Below are 20,264 nucleotides of genomic sequence, written 5' to 3'. Positions count from 1 at the left end.
GGCGAGTCATTTTTGGCCCGGCGGCGATCCTGGACATCCGGTCGTCAGGTGCGTTACAACAAAGCTACACATTCCGCACATCTGTTCCTCGGCCGGAGGGTCCATGCCTCTTTCCCAACGGGCCACCAGCATCCTCGCCGAACCCCCGGAGGGCAGCGAGCTCAAGCCGGTGCGCGGCGAGCCCGGCATCCCCTACATCGGCAACACGATCCAGACGATGCGGCACCCATTCGAGGTCGCCCGCAAGCGGTACGAGCAGTTCGGCCCGGTCACCTGGGGCTGGCTGCTGGGGCAGCGGATCGTCACCGTGCAGGGGCCGGAGGCGGCCGAGACCGTCCTGGTCAACAGGGACAAGGCGTTCGCCAACGGGCCCGCCTGGAGCTACTTCATCGGGCCCTTCTTCTACCGCGGCATCATGCTCCTGGACTTCGAGGAGCACCTGCACCACCGGCGCATCATGCAGCAGGCGTTCAACAGGCCGCGGTTGCGCGCCTACATGGACGCGATGGCGCCCGGGATCAAGGAGGGCCTCCAGTCCTGGGAGCCCGGACGCGACTTCAAGGTCTACGACCACCTCAAGCAGCTGACGCTCGACCTGGCCACCGACGTCTTCATGGGCGTCGAATTGGACCGTGCCGAAGCCGACCGGATCAACGGCGCGTTCATCGACGCCGTCCGCGCGGGCACCGCGTACGTGCGGTTCCCCGTGCCGGGCCTGCGCTGGCACAAGGGGCTCAAGGCGCGGAAGGTGCTGGAGGCGTTCTTCCGCGAGCACCTGCCCGCCAAGCGGCGCGACGGCGGCGACGACCTGTTCGCCGCGCTCTGCCAGGCCGAGACCGACGACGGCCACCGGTTCGGCGACGACGACGTCGTCAACCACATGATCTTCGCGCTGATGGCGGCGCACGACACCACCACCATCACGCTGACGACGATGGCCTACTACCTGGCCAAGCACCCCGAGTGGCAGGAGCGCGTCCGGGAGGAGTCGCTCGCCCTCGGCAAGCCGGTGCTGGAGTTCGACGACCTCGACTCGCTCGTGTCGATCGACCTGGTGATGAAGGAGGCGACCCGGCTGGTCGCCCCCGTCCCGGCGCTGCCGCGCAAGGTCGTCAAGGACACCTCCATCCTCGGCTTCCACATCCCGGCCGGCACGACCGTCGTGGTGCCGACGCTGACCAACCACCACATGCCCGAATGGTGGCCGGAGCCCAAGAGCTTCGACCCGGAACGGTTCGCCGACGGCCGCCGCGAGGACAAGGCGCACAAGTACGCGTGGCAGCCGTTCGGCGGCGGCGCGCACAAGTGCATCGGCCTGCACTTCGCCGGAATGCAGGTCAAGAGCATCCTCCACCAGCTCGTCCAGACGTACCGCTGGAGCGTGCCCGCACGCTACGAGTGGCCGCTGGACACCACTTCCCTGCCCTCGCCCAAGGACGGGCTGCCCGTGAAACTCGAACGACTGGAGTCTGCCCAGTGAGCAAGGTCATCGCCATCACCGGCGCCGCGCGCGGCATCGGCTTCGCCACCGCCCGCGCCCTCAAGGCCAAGGGCGCCACCGTCGCGATCGGCGACATCGACGAGACCGCCGCCAAGGAGGCGGGCGAGAAGCTCGGCGTCGCCGCGTTCACGGTGGACGTCACCTCGCGCGACTCGTTCACCGCGTTCCTCGACGCCGTCGAGTCCGAGGTGGGCCCGCTCGACGTGCTCGTCAACAACGCGGGGATCATGCCGATCGGCCCCGTCACCGAGGAGAGCGACGCCGACGCCCGCCGCTGCCTCGACATCAACGTGCACGGCGTGATGCTCGGCACCAAGCTCGCCCTCGGCCGCATGACGCCGCGCGGCCGGGGCCACATCATCAACATCGCGTCGCTGGCCGGCGTCCTGCCCACCCCGGGGCTGGCGCTCTACAACGCCAGCAAGGCCGCCGTCATCCTGTTCACCGACGCGACCCGGCTGGAGGTCCAGTCGACCGGCGTGCACGTGTCGGCGGTGCTGCCCACGTTCACCAACACCGAGCTGATCGCGGGCACGCAGAGCCCCAAGGGGCAGAAGAACTGCGAGCCGGAGGACATCGCGGCGGCCGTCGTCGAGCTCATCGGCACGCCGCGGCCGCAGGTCGCCGTGCCGCGCAAGCTCGGCCGGCAGGCCAAGCTCGGCGCGCTCTTCCCGGACCGGTTCAAGCAGGCGATCTCCCGCCGCTACGGGCTCGACAAGATCTTCCTTGAGTACGACGCGGACGCCCGCAAGTCCTACGACGCCCGTATCCGCGGCTGACCCGTCCGGCTGGTCGCGGAACGCCGTGCGCCTCGTGAACGTCCGCGAGGGGCACGGCGCTCCGCGCGTGTCAGGGGCGGGATCCGCGCGGACGGCCGTCGCGGCGGAAGGCCTTGCGGGCCTGCGGGAGGTAGCGGACGGCCTCGGGCAGCAGGGGCCACACGCCGTTCAGGCGGCGGACGGTGGCGGCGAAGCGCCGGTAACGGCGTTCGTCGGCGGCGCTCCAGGGCAGGTCGAGGAGTTCGCGCATGCGCGGGTGCAGGCCGCCGACCGTGACGAAGCGGGCGACCGCGTTCAGCGGCGGGGAGACGCGGCGCCACAACGCGGCGGGCACCTTGGGCGGGGCGGGGAGCCCCTTGGTGGCGTAGCCGACGCCGTAGCGGGCGGTCCTGTGGGCGACGATCTCCTCTTCGAGCATGCGCTTCCAGTACGCCTGGAAGGCCTCCCAGTCCTCGGGCATCGCGCGGTCGCTGACCCCGTACATGCGGAACCAGGTCTTGGACTCCTCGTAGACGCGCCGCTTCTCGCGCTCGCCGAGCGGCCTGATGAACGTCTCGACGCAGTAGAGCATGGTGTCGAGGAACGTCGCGTGCGCCCAGAAGTAGGTCTCCGGATCGAGCGCGTGGTACCGGCCGCCGTCGGGCATCGTGCCCTTGATCTCGCGGTGGTAGTCGCGGACCTTCTCGCCCGTCTCGCGCGAGCGGGCACCGCCGTACACGGTGTCGAGGATCGGCCCGGCCGAGCGCTTGAGGCGCGCGAACGTCTCGGAGAAGAACACCGAGTGGTCGAGCACGCCCTGGCCGAGCGCGGGGAGCATGTTCTGCAGGACCGCGGCGCGCGGCCCCACCAGCAACATCCGGGTGTCGCCGAAGTAGCGCCACGTGAGCGACTCCGGCCCGAGCGGCCGTTCGGGGGACCGTTCGAGGTGCCGTTCGCCGGACCCTTCGCTGGACTCCGTCATCTCCACCGTCCGTGTCTGCGCAACAAAACTACGATGATTGTAGCTATGTATCGTTCTGAGAGACAGGGGGTGGCAATAGAGTGCGGAGCATGACCACGGACGCGACGCTCACCGGGCTGCTGGCGGCGGCTCCCGACACCGATGACCTGGACACCCGTATCCTCGACGCCGCGCTGGCGGAGTTCGAGACGTACGGGCTGCGCCGGGTCAGCGTCGAGGACGTCGCCAAGCGGGCCGGGGTCGCCCGCACCACGATCTACCGGCGGTTCACCAACAAGGAGCAGCTCCTCCAGGCCGTGATCCTGCGCGAGTGCCGCCGCTTCCTGACCGCCATCGCCGCCGCCACCGAAGAGCTGCCCACCCCCGAGGACGCCGTGGTCGAGGGGTTCGTCGCCGGGCTGCAGGGCGCCCGCAGCCACCCGCTGATGAGGCGCGTGCTGGAGAGCGAGCCCGAGGCGTTCCTCCCGCAGCTCAGCATGAACGGCGGCGCCGTCATGGTCGCGGCCCGCGACATCCTCGCCGACCGGCTCCGCCGCGCCCGCCCCGACGACCCGCAGGACTTCACCACCGTCGCCGAGGTCCTGCTGCGCGTCGCCGTCTCCCTGCTGCTCCTCCCCGGCGGCGGCCTGACGCTGGACGACGAGCAGGCCATGCGCACGTTCGCCCGCGACTACCTCACCCGCATGCTGCACGCCTGACCGGGCACGGCCGCACACCCTGACCGGGCATGAACGCCCGCTCCCGGGGGTTGACCTTGGCGCCGGTGTCAAGGACTACCGTCGCTGACGGATCAGGAGGTGCGGCGATGCGGATCGGCGAGCTGGCGGACCGTGCCGGCGTGAGCACGAGGTCGCTGCGCTACTACGAGAAGCAGGGGCTGATCTCCGCGCGGCGCGGGGCCAACGGGTACCGCGAGTACGAGGAGTCCGACCTCCGGCTGGTCGAGGAGATCAGGGCGCTGCTGGCATCCGGCTTCTCGCTGGAGGAGGCCCGGCCGTTCGTGGAGTGCCTGCGTTCGGGCGAGGAGGCCGGGGACGCGTGCCCCGAGTCGGTCGCGGTCTACCGGCGCAAGCTCGCCGAGATCGACGCGGAGATCCGCATCCTGATCCGGAGAAGGGCCGAGGTGGCCGATCAGCTGGCGCGGGCCCGGCCGGGCTGCGCCTTCTTTCCCGGGGAGCATGATGATCACGGTGACCAGCGAGAACTTCGACGAGCAGGTGCTGAACGGCGACCGGCCGGTCCTCGTCGACTTCTGGGCGGAGTGGTGCCCGCCGTGCAAGATGATCGCGCCGATCCTCGATGAGATCGACGCCGAGTACGGCGACCGGCTCACCATCGTCAAGATCAACGGTGACGACGAGCCCGGGATCGCGGCCCGGTACGGGGTGATGGGCTTCCCGACGCTCAAGCTCTTCCGCGACGGCGAGGTCGTCCACCAGATCGTGGGCGCGCGCCCCAAGCGCCGCCTCCTCGCCGAGGTCGAGCCGCACCTCTGATTTATTCGATTGAGCCGGCCCGTAAGCCTCCCTACCCTGGAGACATCGATGCGGGGTGGAGGCAACTCGGAAGCCCACCGGTCTCATAAGCCGGGTCATGCAGGTTCGAATCCTGTCCCCGCCACATGGACGCCCAGGCCCTCTTCGGAGGGTCTGAGCGTTTTGGCGTACGCTTCGGCTGATCGAGCTTCGTTCTAGCGGAGGCGCGCGCATGGAAACGGTCGTCCAGACGTCGTACGGCAAGGTCAGGGGCACCGTGGAGGACGGGATCGCCGCCTTCCTCGGCATCCCCTACGCGGCGCCCCCGTTCGGTGCGAACCGGTTCCGGCCGCCGGTGCCGCCCGAGCCCTGGGACGGCGTCCGCGACGCCACCGCCTACGGGTCCACGGCGCCCAAGCCGGGCTACCCGCGCCCGTACGACACGCTGCTGCCCGACCCGGACGTCCCCGGCGACGACTGCCTCAACCTGAACGTGTGGACGCCCGACACCGGCGCCCGGCTGCCGGTCATGGTGTGGATCCACGGCGGCGCGTTCCGCAACGGGTCAGGCTCGGTCGACGTCTACAACGGCCGCAACTTCGCCCGCGACGGCGTGGTCTGCGTGACGATCAACTACCGGCTCGGCGTCGAGGGCTTCGCCAACCTGCCCGGCGCGCCGCTCAACCGGGGGCTGCGCGACCAGATCGCCGCGCTGGAATGGGTGCGCGACAACATCGCCGCGTTCGGCGGCGACCCCGGCCGCGTCACCGCGTTCGGCGAGTCCGCCGGCGCCATGAGCGTCACCACCCTGCTCTCCCTCGACCTGGGGCTCTTCCACCGCGCCATCGCGCAGAGCGGCGCCGGCAGCATCGCCCAGGCGCCCGAGGACGCCCTGCTCGTCACCAAGGAGATGGCGTCCCGCCTCGGCGTCGAGCCCACCGCCGAGGGGTTCGCCGCCCTCGACCCGGCCGCGATCATCCCCGTCCAGGCCGCGGTCGCCGCCGAGGTGTCGGCCCTGCCCGACCCGGGCCGCTGGGGCCGCACCACCGCCGCGTCCGCCATGTCGCTGACGCCCGTGCTGGACGGCGACCTCTACACCCGCCGCGCCGAGGACGCGATCGCCGACGGCGCCGGCCGCGACGTGGACCTGCTCCTCGGCTACACGGCCGAGGAGTTCCGCCTCTTCCTGATGCCGAACGGCCTGGCCGCGGCGCTCACCCCCGACCTGGTGAGCATCGTCGCCACCGGCTTCGGCATCGACGCCGCGATCACCTCCGCGTACCGCGACGCCCACCCCGACCTCTCGGCGGGCGAGGTCCTCGCGCTGCTGATCACCGACAGCTTCTTCCGCCTCCCGGCCAACCGCATCGCCGAGACCCATCCGTCCACCTGGATGTACGAGTTCGCCTGGTGCTCGCCGAACCTCGAGCTCGGCGCCTGCCACGCCCTGGAGCTCGGTTTCGTCTTCGACAACCTCCGTTCGCCCGACGTCCTCGGCATGGCCGGCGAGAACCCGCCCCAGGCCCTGGCGGACGCCATGCACAAGGCCTGGGTCGACTTCGCCGTCCACGGCGACCCCGGCTGGCCCCGCTTCGACACCGCGTCCCGCCCCGTCAAGGTCTTCGACGGCACCACGAACGACGTCGCCCACGACCCCCGAGGCGACGACCGCAAAGCCTGGCTGGTCTAGCGCCCCTGGGCCGCGGCTCGATCGGCGTGCCCCTTCCCGGGCCGAGCACGGAGCTCGCCGACTCCGTACTCGGCGCGGGCGCACAGAGGCCGTCCACCGCCGGTTCGACTAGGTCGCGAGGCGGAATCCGGCGCCGACGCCGCCGTTGGCGTTCATCTCGTCGATGATGCTGAGGATCGGCGAGGAGTGCTGCGCGCCCCAGGCGTTGCCGACGAGCGTCTGACCCACGGCCACCGGTGAGCCCGAGTCGCCCGACCACGTCCAGACGGTGTGGGTGAACCACTTGCCGTTGGTGCCGAGCTTCATCCCGCAGGTCAGGCCGGTCGTGTGGCCCTCCTTGCACATGATGGTGCCGGCGGCGGGCGGCGGCCCCACCGACGTCAGGGTCACCCCGCCCACGGTCTTCGTCGGCGCGACCCTGGCCGGGTCGAGCTTGATCACCGCGAAGTCGAGCCCGGGAGGCCCGCCGCTCAGCAGGTTGTTCTGCTCGCTCACGTACGCGACCGTGCCGAGGGGCCCGGCGTCCAGATCGGCCTCCACCTTGGTCGCCCAGTTCACGCTCGTGCCCGCCGGCGACTTGTCGCGGTAGACCTCGTCACCGATCAGCTTCGTGCCGTCCGCCGCCGTGAAGCAGTGCGCGTTGGTCAGCGCGACCAGGTTGTCCGACCGGTCGTACCCGACCGCCGTCAGCGTGCAGCCGAGGCCTGTGGCCGGGGTCGGCGCACCGGGTTTGCCCTGGTCGAACACGATCCCGCTCCCGCCCCCGAGCGTGGGGATCGCGGCGTGCGCGGGCGTCCCGCTCACCGCGACGAACCCCGCGGCCAGGCCGAGCATGGTCAGCACCCGTGCTGTTCGTGACATGTGATCCGCTCTCTGCTGGGGGAGATTTTCCAAACAGACATTGACGTCTGCTAGTAACTCCTGTCAATCCCCGGCGGCCATCTCGACCCGGACGACCTTCCCGCCCTCGCCTGTACGGAGCACCTGCCAGTCGAGCGCGATCTGGTCGAGGATGTAGACACCCCTCCCGCTCTCGTCCCGCGTCCCGACGTGCCTCATGACGACCGGCTCCGGCGACTCGTCCCACACCTCGATCACCGCGACCCCGCGTTCACCGAGGTAGCACCGCACCACCACGTGCTGACCCGCCGTCGACGCGTTGATCGCGTTGGTCGCCAGCTCCGAGACCACGAGCCGCGCCGGATAGTCATCGGTCAACCCCCAGTGCGCCCACGCCCCCGCCACCAGATCGCGCGCCGCTTTGATCGCCTCCGGCACGGGCCTGAGGGCCAGCGTGAAGATGAACGGGTCGTCCACTTTCGGTTCACTCGTCATGACGCTCACTTCCACGGCCTCCTCGTCCCGGTCCGGGCCCCAAGCGTCACTCACTCCGCGTAGCGTCGTGACCACGTTTTCGTGCCGGAAGGAAGCGGCAACAATGGGACGCCCCTCGAACCCGCTCGACCCGAACGGCTCGTTCGCCGAGCACTACGGCTGGAAGATCCGCACCCTCCGCGAGGCCAAGGGCTGGTCCCTGGAGCAGCTCGCCGAACGCCTGGCGTGCAGCGCCGGCCACCTGAGCAAGCTGGAGCACGCCCACAAGTCCCCCGACGAGCAGATAGCCCGCCTCCTCGACGCCACCTTCAAAACCGACTACTTCACCGAACACTGGGAACTAGCCGCCCGAGACCAGATCCCGGCAGCCGCCCGCAGCTTCTACGAGCATGAAGCAGAGGCTGATCGGATTCGGGTATACGTGCCTACTCTCGTGCCGGGCCTGCTTCAGATCGAGGCCTATGCGCGCACGTTGGCCCTGGTCAGTCTGTCGGCCGACCGCGCGGATGAAGTTGTGGCGGAACGGCTGCGCAGGCAGCAGATCCTTGAGAGAAAAGCCCCTCCAAAACTCCTGGCGATCGTGGAAGAGGGAGCCCTCAGGCGGCCGATCGGGGGTCCGGAAGTCCTGCGAGAGCAGCTTGCGCACCTGGACCGATCCCTGTGTCAGCCGCACATCACGATCCAGGTGGTCCCCGGACGTACTGCCGCCCATGCGGGGCTGGCCGGTGACGTCACCCTCATGAGCTTTAAAGAGGGCTGTGATACGGCCTTTCAAGAAGGTCTCGGCGGGACGGGCCGGATGGTCGTAGATCCAGATCTCGTCGCGAGGCTGGACGAGGCATACGATCTGATCAGATCTGTGGCTTTGCCTGTCGACCAGACTCGACTTCTCATCGAGGAGATACGGGAGGCCCTGTGAACCCCTCTGAGCGACCGCGTTGGCGAAAGAGTAGCCACAGCGGCGGTGATCATGGCAACTGCGTGGAGCTGGCGACGCTGCGCGCGGGGCGGATCGGGATGCGTGACTCCAAGGACCCTGACGGCGGCGTGCTGACCTTCACTCGCGCGGACGTCGCGGCCCTGCTGGCCCATCTCAAGGAGAGTTATTTCCGGGCATGAGTGGCAAGAACTTTAAGTAGCGTTCCCAATCCAAAGAGTCATACCCGCTGCTTATAGTCCTGGCCATGCCCTCGATCAAGCATGAGGCGCTGGCCTTACTCGTCCGGGAGAACCCGGAGCTGGCCAGGCACTTCTGCACACAGCTCGGCGTCCCGGTGCCCGCGAACTCCCGTCCGCGGCTCACCTCGGAGGACGCCACCCAAGTCCATCAGCTCACCATGGACCGCACGGTCTTCTTCGTGGACGAAGACGACAAGACCACGTTCGCGGTGGTCTACGAGGTTCAGCTCAAGTTCAAGCCGGAGAAACACAAGACCTGGCCGATGTACCTCGCACAGACCCGCTTCAGGCATGACTGCCCGGCGGTTCTCATCGTCATCTGCCCGACCACGACGGCCGCCAAGGCCTGCGCCGCCCCGATCGACCTCGGCCACCCCGGCCTCGTCCTGAGGCCTCTGGTGATCGGGCCCGACTCCATCCCGAAGATCACGACCGTCGAGGAGGCTCTCGACAACATCGAACTGGCCGTACAGTCCTGCCTGGCCCACGGGGACGGCGAGGACGGCGCGGCTATCCTTGAGGTGGTGACCGAGGCACTCGACGCCGTCGATGGCGACAAGGCCAAACTGTATCTCGACCTGCTCACCGCCACCCTCGGTGAATCGGGGAAGCTCTGGCTGGAGGAATTTCTCGTGAGCGCTCAGTACGAATACGCCAGCGACTACGTCCGTGGCGTCCGAGAAGTGGGCCGCGAGGAGGGCCGCGAGGAGGGCAAGGTGCTGGGCGAGGCGAGGATGCTCCTGGTCGCCCTGGCCGGTCGCGGGATCGAGGTGGACGCCAAGTCGGAGGCGCGCATCAGGGAATGCGAGGACACCGGTCAGTTGGAGCAGTGGATGCGCCGCGCGCTCGTGATCGACCAGGTTGAAGACCTGTTCAGCGAGTAGATGTAGGCACGTTCGAGCGGCGGCCCCCCAGTGGTGGGCCGCCGCTCCTGTGCGTTCGGGGTTGGGCGGCGATGGGTCACAGAGGCCCTCAGCGCCGGTACGCGTGCCCCACTGGAGCAGTGGGGAGTTGTTTCCGGGCATGAGTGGCAAGAACTAGACGCAGTTATCTGATCACGAAGAGTGATTTTCCTGCTTGGAGTGTCGCCATGTCTTCGCCCACATCTCCCTGGCTGTCTGCCTGGGAAAAGCCGACGGGACGGCCCTCTCTTGAGAACCCCGCATAGGTATCTCCTGGTCGTCGGTTACCTTGGAGGGGCCGGGTGACTTGCTGATCCGTTTGTGGGGAGGCGTCTGGGGATGAAGAGCCGGACGCTGCGGTTGCCTGCTGGTGCCGCCGAGGTCGGGCAGGCTATTGATCAGGCGGCGGCGGGTGACGTGGTCCTGCTGGAGCAGGAGGGGCGCGTGGCGGCGGCCGTGGTTCCGTACGAGGTGGCCATCGCCGGCATGGACGCGCTGAGTGCGGCGGAGGATGTCGCTGATCGTTTGCTTGGGGCGAGGCTCATCGCGGAGCTGAACGCCGGGATGGAGACCGTGCGGCTCGATGATCTGCGTCGGGAGATCTCCCGATGAAGGGGTACTACGAGATCCTTGTCGCGGCGCATGCCTCGCGGGCGATCCGGTCCTTTGATCCGATGGTCGCCAGGTATGTCGTCGACTCGCTGGAATACCTGTCGACGGACCGGGAGTCGGGGAACGTGCGGACGGTCGACAAGGAGACCGGCCTGGTGAAGGTGGAGATGGGCGACTTCGACGCGCTGTGCTGGGTGCGGGACGAGGAGATGCGCATCATCGTCCTGGCCGTCTCACAGCACGGTCACCCAGCGTGAGGGGGCGTCCTCGTTGACCCGGTCGGCGAAGTCCAGGAACTCCTGCGCGCGGCCGGTGCCCGGCGGCTCGGCGTAGAGGTACGGGCACATGTCCGAGCTCGTCATCTTCGATCGCTGGTAGAGCGAGAACTCGCACCACGTGTAGTTGTGGCGGGACAGCTGTTCGAGCACGTCGGTTTTGATGTGGTGGCCGTACATCGAGTCGTGCATCTCGATGAGAAGGGCCGGTCGGTGGGCGCGCAGGGTGTCGGCCGCGCCGGCCAGTGCTCTTCCTTCGAGGCCCTCGATGTCGATTTTGATGAGGGCGATCCGTTCCGGTGAGCTGGCTGCGATCAGGTCGATCGGCCGGGCGTCCACCTCGTCGAGGAACACGCCGGTGTGCGCAGCCGAGCCGGTACCGTCGGCGGGCAGGATCGCGGGCTCGTCCAGGGCGAGCGTGCGGGTGCAGGCTCCCGCGGTCACGTTGTAGGGGTCCCAGAGCCTGAGCCGTGCGGCGGATGCGTGCGCCGCCACCGGGTGGACGGTGACGTTGGTGATGTCGTTGAGCCGCAGGTTCAGGTGCAACGTGTAGAGGGCGGCCGGGTTGGGCTCGACCGCGATGACCCGCGTGAAGTCCCTGGACAGTCGGAGGGAGTAGTGGCCGACGTGCGCTCCGACGTCGACGAACGCGGAGCCGGGCGTGGCGAAGGACGCGGCGAGCCGCCAGATGTCCTGTTCGTGGGGTCCGGGGCCGACGCGGTCGTCGCTGGCGGGCCTGAGCGCCCAGCTGAGTCCGTCGTACTGGATCAGAGAAGCCGTCGTGGCCCCCCGGGTGGTGCTCACCGGCCTTCGATCGATCGTGTGTCGGAGGTGATCCAGCCGCGTTGCGGGTAGAAGCTCCGCAGCTCCCGCATGCGTGACGACTCCGTGAAGAACACGAACTCCAGATTCACGCGCCGCATCATCCCGCGTTTCGACTCGTCGGTCAGCCCGGCCCCCACGAAGGGCACCGCGCTCACCGCCACCTCGGTGAGCGTGGACAGGCCGGTCGTCGCGAACCGTTCGGCCAGCTGCGACAGCCGTGGCACCCTCCTGCGGAGGAAGATGCCGAGCTTGGTGGACTGGACGGTCAGATGCGGGCGGGTGGCCCGGATGTGCTCGCAGACGCGCTGCCAGTGGGCGGCCGAGCAGTCGGCGAGCGCGGCGGCCAGGACGTCGTCGGAGGCGTGGACGTCGGAGACTTCGAGGTACGACTGGATCTCGAAGAGCTCCCGCGCCTGCTCGCGCAGGTGCATGATCTCGTCGGCGCGCAGCATGGCGAGCAACTCGGGCGACGGCCCCTCGACCATGCGGTACGCCTCCGCCATCAGCTCCGCCGCGTCGGGCGCGGGAACGTCCGCCCCCGGCTCCACCCGTTCGTCGGCGAGGACGGCCTCGGCCAGGCCCGCGCTCTGCCCGGAGTCCCAGTCCGACCCCATGACCCGTGCGTGGAACGCCCTCGCGTGCGCGGTCTCGTCGAAGAGGCCGTGGATCTGGATCAGCTCGTCGCTGACGGGGAGGCCGGAGTCGTGCAGCAGCGCGAAGATCGGCGTGTGCGAGAAGCGGGGCCGGGCGAGGATCTCGTCATAGAGCCTTCGGAGCTCGATCGGCTGCCGCGACAGCAGCCCGGCCAGGACCGAGTCCGGCGAGTTCGCCGCCGCGCGGACCTGGCACATGAAGTCGTCCTTGGTGCGCATGTAGTCGTAGCGGACGACGACGGATCCGTCGTCGGTCATGACGCCGTCGAGTTCTTCGATCATCCTGCCGCGGGCGTCGGAGATCGGTGAGACGACCCAGCCCCTGCCGTCCGGGCTGATCTTCTTCCAGAAGTCGAGGACGTCGCCGAGGGACTCGCAGGGGTCGATCCTGTCCTCGCGTTGGAGGTAGTTGTGCCCGCGGAGCCCGACAGCGACGACGCCCGAGGCGATGAGGTCTCTGAGGAGGCGGTAGAAACTGTCGCCCCGCAGGTCGGCTCTGCCGAAGTCGGCCACGACCCGGGGATTGTCGACGAGCTGCGTGTCGTGGACGTAGACACGTTCGTTGAACAGGGCCCCGAAGACCAGCAGGGCCCGCAGTTGGACGGTCGAACTGATGCCGGCCCAGATGGGTTCCAGAGCGGCGAACTGCGATGTGGCACGGAGAGCTCCACGTGAAGGGGAGCCATCACGATTCAATTCGAGTTACCGCCCTCTGCGAGTGAATGGCGTTGGCCACGTTCAAGGGAAGCACACGGCGGCGCCGTCGGGAAGGTCGTCGCGGGCGGCGGCAGACCGCCGGGCCGGGACCGCATCGGGCCAGGCCCTGTCGTCGATGGCCAGCCAGGGGGCGGCGGCTATGGCCGTGGGGGTCAGGCCGGCGAACGCCTTGATCTCGCGGTGGAGGTGGGACTGGTCGACGTAGCCGGACGCGGCGGCGACGGCCGCGGCGGGGTGGCCCGCGGCGAGGAGGTGGGCGGCGTGGTCGAAGCGCACCAGCTGGGCGGCGCGTTTGGGGGTGAGGCCGAGCTGGGCGCGGAAGCGGGACCACAGGCGCTTGCGGCTCCAGCCGACCTCGTCCGCCATGCCGTCGACGCGGATCCGGCCCCGGTCGGTGAACGTCCGGCGCCAGGTGTGGGCGACCTCGGGATCGACCGGTGGACGGGCGGCCAGGCGGCGGCCGAGGAGCTCCGAGGCGATCGAGAAACGTTCGTCCCAGGACGGGGCGGCGCGCAGCCGGTCCTCGGCTTGTTCGGCGTCGGGGCCCCAGACGTCCGCGAGGGGTGCGATCGTTCCGCTGAGCTCGGCCGACGCGCCGAGGATCGCGGCAGCGGCGACGGGTTGCAGGCGGATCTGGAGGTACGAGCCGATGCCCTGGCCGGTCGCTCGCAGGTCGCCGGGGAGGAGCCCGATGGCGACGCTGCCGTGCTCGCGGCGGCCTCGCGCGTCGTAGACGAGGCCGGCTTCCTCGCTCAGGTCGATGAGCAGGGTGACGGACGGGTGCGCGACCATGGCGATGTCGGCGCGCATGGGGGCGCGGTTGTCGAACCCGGCCATGGAGATCCCCGGCAGCCGGTCCGCCGGGCGCGGGACGGAGATGTCCACCATCGCCCAGTCGGGTGGCGTCCCGGCCGCGAGCACGGGACCAGTCTAAACGCGAGGATCACGAGTCGGTGGTGAAGGCGAGCAGGAGATCGGCGGTCGCCTCGGGCGCCTCGAGCAGGGGCATGTGGCCGACGCCGGGCAGCAGCTCGACCCGGGCGCCGGGCACCTTGGCGTACTGGCGCGCGGACGAGGGGTCCCAGCGGGGGTCGGCGCCGCCGAAGATCACCAGCGTGGGGACGCCGAGGGCGGTGAGGCGTTCGGGCACGCTCCGTTCGTCGAGGTAAGCGGTGTACCGGGACAGGACCTTCCTCATCGTGCGGTACGTGATGGCGCGGACGTCGGTGACCAGTTCGTCCGGGATGTCGGCGGGGCGGGCGGCCGTCGCCTGGATGCCGCGGCGGATCATCGAGTCCGAACGCCTGGCCCAGAGGATCGGGCCGAGGGGCGGGGCCAGCAGGGCCCGGAGGATGAACGGCTGCGGCAGGAGGGCGTCGGGGCTCGGGCCGGTGCTGATCAGGGCGAGCGACCCCACCAGGTCGGGGCGTTGTTCGGCGAGCGCGGTGGCGGCGTAGCCGCCGCTGGAGTGCCCGGCCACGGTGACGCGGCCGAGCCCGAGGCCGTCGAGGACCGCGGCGACCCGGCCCGCCTGGTCGGACACGTCGTACGAGGGCGCGGGCGGAGACTGGCCGCAGCCCGGAAGGTCGACGCGGATGACGTGGTGATGGCCGGCGAGTGCCGCGATCATCGGGCTCCAGGAGGCGCCCGAGGCTCCCGATCCGTGGATGAGCAACAGCGGCGGTGCCTGCCGCGAGCCGTCATGGACGACGTGCAGGGAATGCGGGTGCTCACTCATGGAGGCGACTCTGCCCGGGGAGGCGGGCGCTGGTCTTGTACGAATGTTCCCGTGGGCGACCGGGCTCTGAACGTGCGGAGCGGCGGCCCCGCCCAGGGCCGCCGCTCCGCACGTTCAGGGATCAGATGGTGGCGGGTTCGGGGGCGGGCTCGGTCGAGGGCTTGGCGGGCTTCTTGTCGCGCAGGACGATCAGGGCCAGGAGCGCGGCGGCGACGACGCCGCAGGCGGCGGCGATGAAGCTGGTGGACATCGCGGTGGTGAAGGCGTCGCGGGCGGTGCTCACCAGGGCGTTGTCGCCGGTGGCCAGGGCGTCGGCGATGTTGCGGCGGGCCTGCTCGGGCGCGGAGTCGGGCATGTTGCCGGTGAACGTGCTGGACACGATGCTGCCGAGGATGGCGATGCCGAGGGCGGCGCCGGCCTGCTGGATGGTGTCGTTCAGCGCCGAGCCGACGCCGGCGTGCTCGGCGGGGACGGCTCCCATGAGGGCCGCGATCGCGGCGGGCATCGCCAGGCCGCCGCCGGCGCCGAGCACGAACAGCGCGGTCCCGACCAGGGCGAAGCCGGAGTCGGAGGAGAGGGAGGCGAGGGCGGCGAAGCCGGCGGCCATGATCAGGAGGCCGGACACGGCGGCCGCGCGGTTGCCGATCCTGGCGCCGAGGGCGGCGCCGAGCCCGTTGAAGAGCAGGGACGAGACGGCCATGGGCAGGAACGCGAGCCCGGCCTCGGTCGGGGAGTAGTCCAGGACGAACTGCAGGTACTGGGTGAGGACCAGCAGGAGGCCGCCGTTCCCGACCTGGACCAGGGTCAGGGAGAGGCTGCCGCCGGAGAAGTTGCGGTCGCGGAACAGGCCGAGCGGGACCATCGGGGACTCGGTGCGGATCTCCCAGCCGACGAACGTGATCAGGGCGGCGGCGGCCACGGCGAACGCGGTGAGGGTCGGTGCGCCGGTGAGGCCGTGCTTGGGAAGCTCGATGATGCCCCAGACCAGGGAGGTCATCCCGACCGCGGAGAGGATCGTGCCGAGCGGGTCGGGCTTCTGCCAGGGGCCCCTGGACTCGGGCATGAGGACGACGGCGGCGATGACGGCGGCGACGGCGATCGGCACGTTGATCAGGAAGACCGCGCCCCACCAGAACCACTTGATCAGCGCGCCGCCCAGGACGGGGCCGCCGACCAGGCCGACCATCGCGACGGCCGACCAGGCGCTCATGGCCTTGCGGCGTTCCTCGTCGTCGAAGACCGTGATCAGGATCGAGAGCGTGCTCGGCATGATCAGCGCGCCGCCGACGCCCATGACGACGCGGGCGGCGATCAGCTGTTCGGGGCTGGCCGCGAGCGTCGCCACCAGGGACGCGGCACCGAAGAGCACCAGACCGATGATCATTATTCGGCGGCGGCCGAAGCGGTCGGAGAGGCTTCCGGCGGTCAGCAGCAGCCCGGCGAAGACCAGGATGTAGGACTCCAGGATCCACTGCGCGTCCTGGGCGGTGGCGCCGATGTCCTCCGCCAGCGGCGGGATCGCCACCGTCAGCACCATGTTGTCGATGACGAGCACCAGGGTGCTGAGGCAGAGGACCACGAGGATCCACCACCGGCGTGGGTCGCGCTGTTCCATCGGAGAACCTCTCGATTGGGGGATGCCGTTCTCGTTATGCGCACACTGTATGCATAAGGAACAGTGTGCGCAAGAGGAGATGTCGTTCGCATGAGTTGTTTCGGTTAACCCGGAGATATATTCGGACTATGCGAAGTGAGGCGCCGGCGCTGATGCCGATCTTCCGGTCGCGGCATCAGGCGGACCTGCTCACCGTCCTGTTCCTGCATCCGGAGCAGGACTACACGCTGGCCGAGCTGGCCCGGCGGCTCGAAGTGTCCATGTCCACGCTGCACGGCGAGATCGGCCGGCTGCTGGAGGCGGGCCTCATCACCGCACGCCCGGTGGGCCGGTCGCGGTTGTTGCGCGCCAACTCCCGGCACCGCGTCGCCGACGCGCTGGGCAGGCTCCTCGCCGTCACGTTCGGGCCCCAGGTGGTGGTCGAGGACGAGTTCGCCGGCGTGGGCGCGGACGCGGTGCTGATCTTCGGCTCGTGGGCGCGGCGGTACGCGGGCGAGCCCGGATCGGCGCCGAACGACGTGGACGTCCTGGTGCTCGGCGACGTCGAGCGGGAGGACGTGTACGACGCCGCCGAACGAGCGCGGGAGCGGCTCGAACTGCCGGTCAACCCGGTCGTCCGGCCCGCCGCCCGGTGGCTCGCGACGGACGATCCGCTCGTTCAGCAGGTGAAGGCGTCGCCGTTCGTGGTGGCATACGGTGATCTTCCGAGCGGGTGAGGGGTGCCATGGCACGGTGGGCGCGGGGCGAGGCCGTCATCGAGCGGATGATCGCCGACGGTGAGTTGCAGCGGGTCACCGGCCCGGCGGCCGACGGCCTGCCGTGGCTGACCAAGGCGCAGCGCACGTACGGGTCGGCGGCGGTGCTGGCCGGGACGGACGCCGACAGCGCGTACGTGCTCGCCTATGACGCCGCGCGGCTCGCCGGGACCGCCCTGCTCGCCCAGCAGGGGCTGCGGCCCACGACCAGGGGCGGGCATCTGGTGGTGGACGAGGCGCTGCGGGCGCAGTTCGGCGAGGTCTTCCGGCCGTTCCGCACGCTGCGCATCCGCCGGAACGAGCTCGAATACCCCGCCTATCCCGGCGACGGCGCGGAAGAGCGCGAGACCGAACGGGCGCTGGCCGGGGCCGACCAGATCATCGAGGCGGCGCAGAAGCTGCTGCCGAGCCTGGCCCGCTTCTAGTTGCTGTTTTCGCAACGAAGTTTGTCGTTTCGGCCCACCTGAGCGCACAGTGTCGGCATGAACGAGAACTCGTATGACGTGGTCATCGTGGGTGGCGGACCGGCGGGGCTCAGCGGGGCCCTGGCACTGGCGCGCTCCCGGCGTTCGGTCCTGGTGATCGACGCCGGTGAGCCGCGCAACGCTCCGGCCGCCCACGCGCACAACTACCTCGGCCGCGAGGGCGTCCCGCCGCGCGAGCTGCTGGCGATCGGGCGGGACGAGGTCGCCTCGTACGGTGGCGAGATCGTCCAGGGGACGGTCACCTCGGTGGAGAGGGCCGGCCGCGGCTTCCGGGTGGAACCGGCCGGCGGCTCGCCGGTCGAGGCACGGCGGCTGCTGGTCACCACCGGTCTCGTCGACGAGCTGCCGGACGTGCCGGGGCTCGCCGAGCGGTGGGGCAAGGACGTCCTGCACTGCCCGTACTGCCACGGCTGGGAGGTGCGCGACCAGGCGATCGGCGTGCTCGCCACCGGCCCGATGGCCGTCCACCAGGTCAAACTGTTCCGGCAGCTGAGCGACGACGTGACCCTGTTCGTCCACACCGCGCCGGCGCCGTCGCAGGACGAACGCGAGCTGCTCGGACGGCGCGGCGTGAAGATCGTCGAGGGTGAGGTCGCCGGGGTGGAGGTCCAGGACGACCGGCTCACCGGCGTGCGGCTCGCCTCCGGCGAGGTCGTGCCGCGCCAGGCCCTCGTGGTCTCGCCGCGTTTCACCGCCCGTTCCGGACTGCTCGCCTCGCTCGGCCTGAAGCCGGTCGACATGGAGGTGAACGGGCACGTGGTCGCCAGCCACATCCCGTCCGAGATGGGCGGCGTCACCGAGATCCCCGGGGTGTACGTCGCGGGCAACGTCACCGACCCGATGGCCCAGGTCATCGGCTCCGCCTCCGCCGGCCTGATGGCCGGCGCCCGCATCAACGCCGACCTGGTCGAGGAGGACTTCGCCGATGCACGCTGAGCACACGCCCGCCGGGCACGCACACGCCGGGCACACGCCCGCCGGGCACGCGCACGATCACGAGACCGCGCCCGAGTTCACCGAGGAGTTCTGGGAGGAGCGCTACAGCGGCTCCCACCAGCACGTGTGGAGCGGCCGGCCCAACGCCACCCTGGTGACCGAGGCGGCCGGCCTGCCTCCGGGCCGGGCGCTGGACATCGGCTGCGGCGAGGGCGCCGACGCCGTCTGGCTCGCCGAGCAGGGCTGGGACGCCACCGCGATCGACTGGTCCGCCACCGCGCTCGAACGCGCCGCCGCGCACGACCCCGGCGGACGGGTGCACTGGTTGCGCGCCGACCTCGCCACCTGGGCGCCGGACGAGCCGTTCGACCTGGTCACATCGCACTACACCCACCCGCCGGCCGACTCCCGCGCCGAGCTGTTCGCCCGGCTGGCCGGCATGGTCGCCCCGGGCGGAACGCTGCTGATCGTCGGCCACCACCCGTCCGACCTGGACACCTCGGCCGGCCGGCCGGCCGTGCCCGACCTGCTCTACACGCCGGAGGACATCCTGGAACGGCTGCCCGTGGACGGCTGGGACGTGGTGACCGCCGAGGCCCGCTCGCGGTCGACCCAGGACCACGACGGCAACGAGATCACCATCCACGACTCCGTCGTCAGGGCGCGCCGCAGTCCATGACAAGATCGGCCGATGGCCGACATGTCCTGGTTGGGTGCCCAGTACGCGGAACGTAAGGCGGCGGCGGAGGCCCGCGTCACGCGGTGGGTGCCCTGCACCGACGCGGTGTACGCGGTCGACCCGACCTACTTCCTGGCCAACCGCATGCCGGTCGGCGAGCGGCTCGGCGAGGGCGAAGGCGAAGGTGGGGACGGGGACGGGGCGGCGTACTGGTACGGGGAGGACGACGAGGGCCGGGTGTGGGTCGAACGCCAGGGGACCTCGTTCGCCGGGCAGACGTACGAGACGTTTTTCATCCACGGCCCGGCAGGGCCTGTGGAGCTCGCCCTGTTCACGTACTCGCCGGACAAGGCGGCCATCCGGCACGAGGTGTTCACCTACGAGGCCGGGCGGCTCGCCACCGCCGAATACCAGGCGACCGGCGGCTGCGGCCGGTCGACGTTCGGCTACGAGGCCGGCCGGCTCGTCCGCGTGGACGACGAGAACGGGCCGAGCCTCGGCGAGCTCGCGCCGTTCCTCCGGGTCCGCGTCGAGTACGACGAGCGGGGCGAGATCAGCCTGGTCACCCGCGGATCGGCGGTCGCCTACCGCGCCCTGCCTGCCGGGACGAGCATGGCGGACGTCGAACGGACCTTCGTCGAGCGGATGGTGGAGGCTGTCCCGGCCGCCGTCGCCGCCTCGCCGCCTCCCACCGTGCCCGCCGGCCTGGTCCTGCTGTACACGCCCGGCCAGTTCCACGTCCTGCCGCCGCTCGTCGCCCTCCCCACCGGCGAGGGGGACGAGGGGATCGCCCGACTCCTCACCCAGCACGAGGCGCACGAGGTCTGGATCAACGAGGAGGACGCGCCCGAGCTGTACGAGCTCGCCGGCTACCTCGACCAGAACCGCCTGGCCGACGACCGGCTCCAGACGATCCTGAACGAGGTGTGCCGGCGGCTGAACGAGCTGGACTGGCCGTTCGACGTCGCCGGCGACTTCCTGGTCTTCGCGATGGACGCCGAGCTCGTCTATTCGGAGGAGAGCCTCAGCGCGGTGACGACCCCCGAACGCACCGCCCGCATCATCGCCCTGACCATGGAGTAGCGGCCTTGACCCGCCTCAGGGGCGGCACCAGCGGCCCGTGGCCGGGCCCGCGGCCAGGACGGCGGTCGC

General features: G+C 70.2%; 24 protein-coding genes and 1 tRNA gene. 17 read left to right on the top strand and 8 right to left on the bottom strand.

All coding sequences use genetic code 11. The features are described 5' to 3' along the window. Nucleotides 1-103: 103 nt before the first annotated feature. Nucleotides 104-1,480, top strand: a complete 1,377-nt coding sequence (locus ABZ810_RS31175; RefSeq protein ID WP_358409407.1) for a cytochrome P450 — start codon at nt 104-106, stop codon at nt 1,478-1,480. Further along, on the top strand, nt 1,477-2,280 hold the full coding sequence (locus ABZ810_RS31170) for an SDR family oxidoreductase (protein ID WP_358409405.1): 804 nt from the start codon (nt 1,477-1,479) through the stop codon (nt 2,278-2,280). The genes ABZ810_RS31175 and ABZ810_RS31170 overlap by 4 nt, the downstream gene beginning before the upstream one ends. Nucleotides 2,281-2,350: 70 nt before the next feature. On the opposite strand, the gene ABZ810_RS31165 is transcribed toward ABZ810_RS31170, so the two are convergent. After that, nucleotides 2,351-3,241 (bottom strand): oxygenase MpaB family protein, encoded by an 891-nt coding sequence (locus ABZ810_RS31165; RefSeq protein ID WP_358409404.1) that lies wholly within the window; start codon nt 3,239-3,241, stop codon nt 2,351-2,353. An 89-nt stretch (nt 3,242-3,330) separates the two neighbouring features. Here ABZ810_RS31165 and ABZ810_RS31160 point away from each other — a divergent pair, with 89 nt between their 5' ends. The 5 genes from ABZ810_RS31160 to ABZ810_RS31140 all read left to right on the top strand — a co-directional run bounded on the left by ABZ810_RS31160 (nt 3,331) and on the right by ABZ810_RS31140 (nt 6,406). After that, on the top strand, nt 3,331-3,939 hold the full coding sequence (locus ABZ810_RS31160) for a helix-turn-helix domain-containing protein (RefSeq protein ID WP_358409403.1): 609 nt from the start codon (nt 3,331-3,333) through the stop codon (nt 3,937-3,939). Nucleotides 3,940-4,046: 107 nt separating this feature from the next. Continuing rightward, a complete protein-coding gene (locus ABZ810_RS31155; protein ID WP_358409402.1) occupies nt 4,047-4,544 on the top strand; it encodes a MerR family transcriptional regulator in 498 nt (165 codons plus the stop codon). Continuing rightward, nucleotides 4,432-4,737 carry a thioredoxin gene (gene trxA, locus ABZ810_RS31150; protein ID WP_358409400.1) on the top strand — a complete coding sequence of 102 codons (306 nt, stop codon included), beginning with the start codon at nt 4,432-4,434 and terminating at the stop codon, nt 4,735-4,737. The genes ABZ810_RS31155 and trxA overlap by 113 nt, the downstream gene beginning before the upstream one ends. Before the next feature lie 49 nt (nt 4,738-4,786). Beyond that, nucleotides 4,787-4,861, top strand: a tRNA-Met gene (locus tag ABZ810_RS31145). A gap of 87 nt (nt 4,862-4,948) precedes the next feature. Further along, complete coding sequence (locus ABZ810_RS31140) at nt 4,949-6,406, top strand: carboxylesterase family protein (protein ID WP_358409399.1); 1,458 nt, start codon at nt 4,949-4,951, stop codon at nt 6,404-6,406. Nucleotides 6,407-6,514: 108 nt separating this feature from the next. On the opposite strand, the gene ABZ810_RS31135 is transcribed toward ABZ810_RS31140, so the two are convergent. Together ABZ810_RS31135 and ABZ810_RS31130 are read right to left on the bottom strand one after the other, a co-directional pair. After that, nucleotides 6,515-7,267, bottom strand: a complete 753-nt coding sequence (locus ABZ810_RS31135; protein ID WP_358409397.1) for a trypsin-like peptidase domain-containing protein — start codon at nt 7,265-7,267, stop codon at nt 6,515-6,517. Between the two features lie 63 nt (nt 7,268-7,330). Further along, entirely contained in the window at nt 7,331-7,741 is a 411-nt protein-coding gene (locus ABZ810_RS31130) for an ATP-binding protein (RefSeq protein ID WP_358409396.1), read from the bottom strand. Between the two features lie 67 nt (nt 7,742-7,808). Here ABZ810_RS31130 and ABZ810_RS31125 point away from each other — a divergent pair, with 67 nt between their 5' ends. The 5 genes from ABZ810_RS31125 to ABZ810_RS31105 all read left to right on the top strand — a co-directional run bounded on the left by ABZ810_RS31125 (nt 7,809) and on the right by ABZ810_RS31105 (nt 10,691). After that, a complete protein-coding gene (locus ABZ810_RS31125; RefSeq protein ID WP_358409395.1) occupies nt 7,809-8,660 on the top strand; it encodes a Scr1 family TA system antitoxin-like transcriptional regulator in 852 nt (283 codons plus the stop codon). Next, a complete protein-coding gene (locus tag ABZ810_RS31120; protein WP_358409393.1) occupies nt 8,657-8,860 on the top strand; it encodes a DUF397 domain-containing protein in 204 nt (67 codons plus the stop codon). The genes ABZ810_RS31125 and ABZ810_RS31120 overlap by 4 nt, the downstream gene beginning before the upstream one ends. A 65-nt stretch (nt 8,861-8,925) precedes the next feature. Beyond that, nucleotides 8,926-9,804, top strand: coding sequence for a hypothetical protein (locus ABZ810_RS31115; RefSeq protein WP_358409391.1), 879 nt, complete (start codon nt 8,926-8,928; stop codon nt 9,802-9,804). A 357-nt stretch (nt 9,805-10,161) separates the two neighbouring features. Further along, the gene (locus ABZ810_RS31110; protein ID WP_358409389.1) at nt 10,162-10,434 is read left to right on the top strand and encodes a hypothetical protein; all 273 of its coding nucleotides are present in this window, start codon (nt 10,162-10,164) and stop codon (nt 10,432-10,434) included. Next, the gene (locus tag ABZ810_RS31105; protein ID WP_358409387.1) at nt 10,431-10,691 is read left to right on the top strand and encodes a hypothetical protein; all 261 of its coding nucleotides are present in this window, start codon (nt 10,431-10,433) and stop codon (nt 10,689-10,691) included. The genes ABZ810_RS31110 and ABZ810_RS31105 overlap by 4 nt, the downstream gene beginning before the upstream one ends. On the opposite strand, the gene ABZ810_RS31100 is transcribed toward ABZ810_RS31105, so the two are convergent. From ABZ810_RS31100 to ABZ810_RS31080, 5 genes are all read right to left on the bottom strand, one after another. Next, complete coding sequence (locus tag ABZ810_RS31100) at nt 10,668-11,513, bottom strand: FkbM family methyltransferase (protein WP_358409386.1); 846 nt, start codon at nt 11,511-11,513, stop codon at nt 10,668-10,670. The genes ABZ810_RS31105 and ABZ810_RS31100 overlap by 24 nt on opposite strands. Continuing rightward, nucleotides 11,510-12,700, bottom strand: coding sequence for a hypothetical protein (locus ABZ810_RS31095; RefSeq protein WP_358409384.1), 1,191 nt, complete (start codon nt 12,698-12,700; stop codon nt 11,510-11,512). Before ABZ810_RS31095 ends, ABZ810_RS31100 begins: the two co-directional genes overlap by 4 nt. Nucleotides 12,701-12,925: 225 nt before the next feature. Continuing rightward, nucleotides 12,926-13,825, bottom strand: a complete 900-nt coding sequence (locus tag ABZ810_RS31090) for a helix-turn-helix domain-containing protein (RefSeq protein ID WP_358409383.1) — start codon at nt 13,823-13,825, stop codon at nt 12,926-12,928. Nucleotides 13,826-13,847: 22 nt separating this feature from the next. Beyond that, nucleotides 13,848-14,642 (bottom strand): alpha/beta hydrolase, encoded by a 795-nt coding sequence (locus tag ABZ810_RS31085; protein WP_358409382.1) that lies wholly within the window; start codon nt 14,640-14,642, stop codon nt 13,848-13,850. Nucleotides 14,643-14,763: 121 nt separating this feature from the next. Then, nucleotides 14,764-16,257 (bottom strand): MFS transporter, encoded by a 1,494-nt coding sequence (locus ABZ810_RS31080; protein ID WP_358409380.1) that lies wholly within the window; start codon nt 16,255-16,257, stop codon nt 14,764-14,766. Nucleotides 16,258-16,385: 128 nt separating this feature from the next. Here ABZ810_RS31080 and ABZ810_RS31075 point away from each other — a divergent pair, with 128 nt between their 5' ends. The 5 genes from ABZ810_RS31075 to ABZ810_RS31055 are packed head-to-tail and all read left to right on the top strand — an operon-like array spanning nt 16,386 to nt 20,195. Further along, nucleotides 16,386-16,973, top strand: a complete 588-nt coding sequence (locus ABZ810_RS31075) for an HTH domain-containing protein (protein ID WP_358409379.1) — start codon at nt 16,386-16,388, stop codon at nt 16,971-16,973. 8 nt (nt 16,974-16,981) lie between these two features. Next, a complete protein-coding gene (locus tag ABZ810_RS31070) occupies nt 16,982-17,437 on the top strand; it encodes a hypothetical protein (RefSeq protein WP_358409378.1) in 456 nt (151 codons plus the stop codon). Between the two features lie 57 nt (nt 17,438-17,494). Further along, nucleotides 17,495-18,433 (top strand): NAD(P)/FAD-dependent oxidoreductase, encoded by a 939-nt coding sequence (locus ABZ810_RS31065; RefSeq protein ID WP_358409376.1) that lies wholly within the window; start codon nt 17,495-17,497, stop codon nt 18,431-18,433. Beyond that, nucleotides 18,423-19,112 carry a class I SAM-dependent methyltransferase gene (locus tag ABZ810_RS31060; RefSeq protein ID WP_358409375.1) on the top strand — a complete coding sequence of 230 codons (690 nt, stop codon included), beginning with the start codon at nt 18,423-18,425 and terminating at the stop codon, nt 19,110-19,112. The genes ABZ810_RS31065 and ABZ810_RS31060 overlap by 11 nt, the downstream gene beginning before the upstream one ends. A gap of 12 nt (nt 19,113-19,124) precedes the next feature. Then, nucleotides 19,125-20,195, top strand: a complete 1,071-nt coding sequence (locus tag ABZ810_RS31055; protein WP_358409373.1) for a hypothetical protein — start codon at nt 19,125-19,127, stop codon at nt 20,193-20,195. The last annotated feature ends 69 nt before the right edge of the window (nt 20,196-20,264 follow it).

It is taken from the genome of Spirillospora sp. NPDC047279 (assembly GCF_040643285.1).
GTDB lineage: Bacteria > Actinomycetota > Actinomycetes > Streptosporangiales > Streptosporangiaceae > Spirillospora.
Note: the sequence above shows the minus strand (reverse complement) of the source record. Positions and strands in the feature narration are given on the sequence as shown.

Excerpts from the sequence above, each read along its gene's own strand:
- ABZ810_RS31175 (WP_358409407.1), top strand. The coding sequence starts at position 104 with ATGCCTCTTTCCCAACGGGCCACCAGCATCCTCGCCGAACCCCCGGAG.
- ABZ810_RS31165 (WP_358409404.1), bottom strand. The coding sequence starts at position 3,241 with ATGACGGAGTCCAGCGAAGGGTCCGGCGAACGGCACCTCGAACGGTCC.
- ABZ810_RS31160 (WP_358409403.1), top strand. The coding sequence starts at position 3,331 with ATGACCACGGACGCGACGCTCACCGGGCTGCTGGCGGCGGCTCCCGAC.
- ABZ810_RS31155 (WP_358409402.1), top strand. The coding sequence starts at position 4,047 with ATGCGGATCGGCGAGCTGGCGGACCGTGCCGGCGTGAGCACGAGGTCG.
- ABZ810_RS31140 (WP_358409399.1), top strand. The coding sequence starts at position 4,949 with ATGGAAACGGTCGTCCAGACGTCGTACGGCAAGGTCAGGGGCACCGTG.
- ABZ810_RS31135 (WP_358409397.1), bottom strand. The coding sequence starts at position 7,267 with ATGTCACGAACAGCACGGGTGCTGACCATGCTCGGCCTGGCCGCGGGG.
- ABZ810_RS31130 (WP_358409396.1), bottom strand. The coding sequence starts at position 7,741 with ATGACGAGTGAACCGAAAGTGGACGACCCGTTCATCTTCACGCTGGCC.
- ABZ810_RS31115 (WP_358409391.1), top strand. The coding sequence starts at position 8,926 with ATGCCCTCGATCAAGCATGAGGCGCTGGCCTTACTCGTCCGGGAGAAC.
- ABZ810_RS31110 (WP_358409389.1), top strand. The coding sequence starts at position 10,162 with ATGAAGAGCCGGACGCTGCGGTTGCCTGCTGGTGCCGCCGAGGTCGGG.
- ABZ810_RS31105 (WP_358409387.1), top strand. The coding sequence starts at position 10,431 with ATGAAGGGGTACTACGAGATCCTTGTCGCGGCGCATGCCTCGCGGGCG.
- ABZ810_RS31085 (WP_358409382.1), bottom strand. The coding sequence starts at position 14,642 with ATGAGTGAGCACCCGCATTCCCTGCACGTCGTCCATGACGGCTCGCGG.
- ABZ810_RS31080 (WP_358409380.1), bottom strand. The coding sequence starts at position 16,257 with ATGGAACAGCGCGACCCACGCCGGTGGTGGATCCTCGTGGTCCTCTGC.
- ABZ810_RS31075 (WP_358409379.1), top strand. The coding sequence starts at position 16,386 with ATGCGAAGTGAGGCGCCGGCGCTGATGCCGATCTTCCGGTCGCGGCAT.
- ABZ810_RS31070 (WP_358409378.1), top strand. The coding sequence starts at position 16,982 with ATGGCACGGTGGGCGCGGGGCGAGGCCGTCATCGAGCGGATGATCGCC.
- ABZ810_RS31065 (WP_358409376.1), top strand. The coding sequence starts at position 17,495 with ATGAACGAGAACTCGTATGACGTGGTCATCGTGGGTGGCGGACCGGCG.
- ABZ810_RS31060 (WP_358409375.1), top strand. The coding sequence starts at position 18,423 with ATGCACGCTGAGCACACGCCCGCCGGGCACGCACACGCCGGGCACACG.
- ABZ810_RS31055 (WP_358409373.1), top strand. The coding sequence starts at position 19,125 with ATGGCCGACATGTCCTGGTTGGGTGCCCAGTACGCGGAACGTAAGGCG.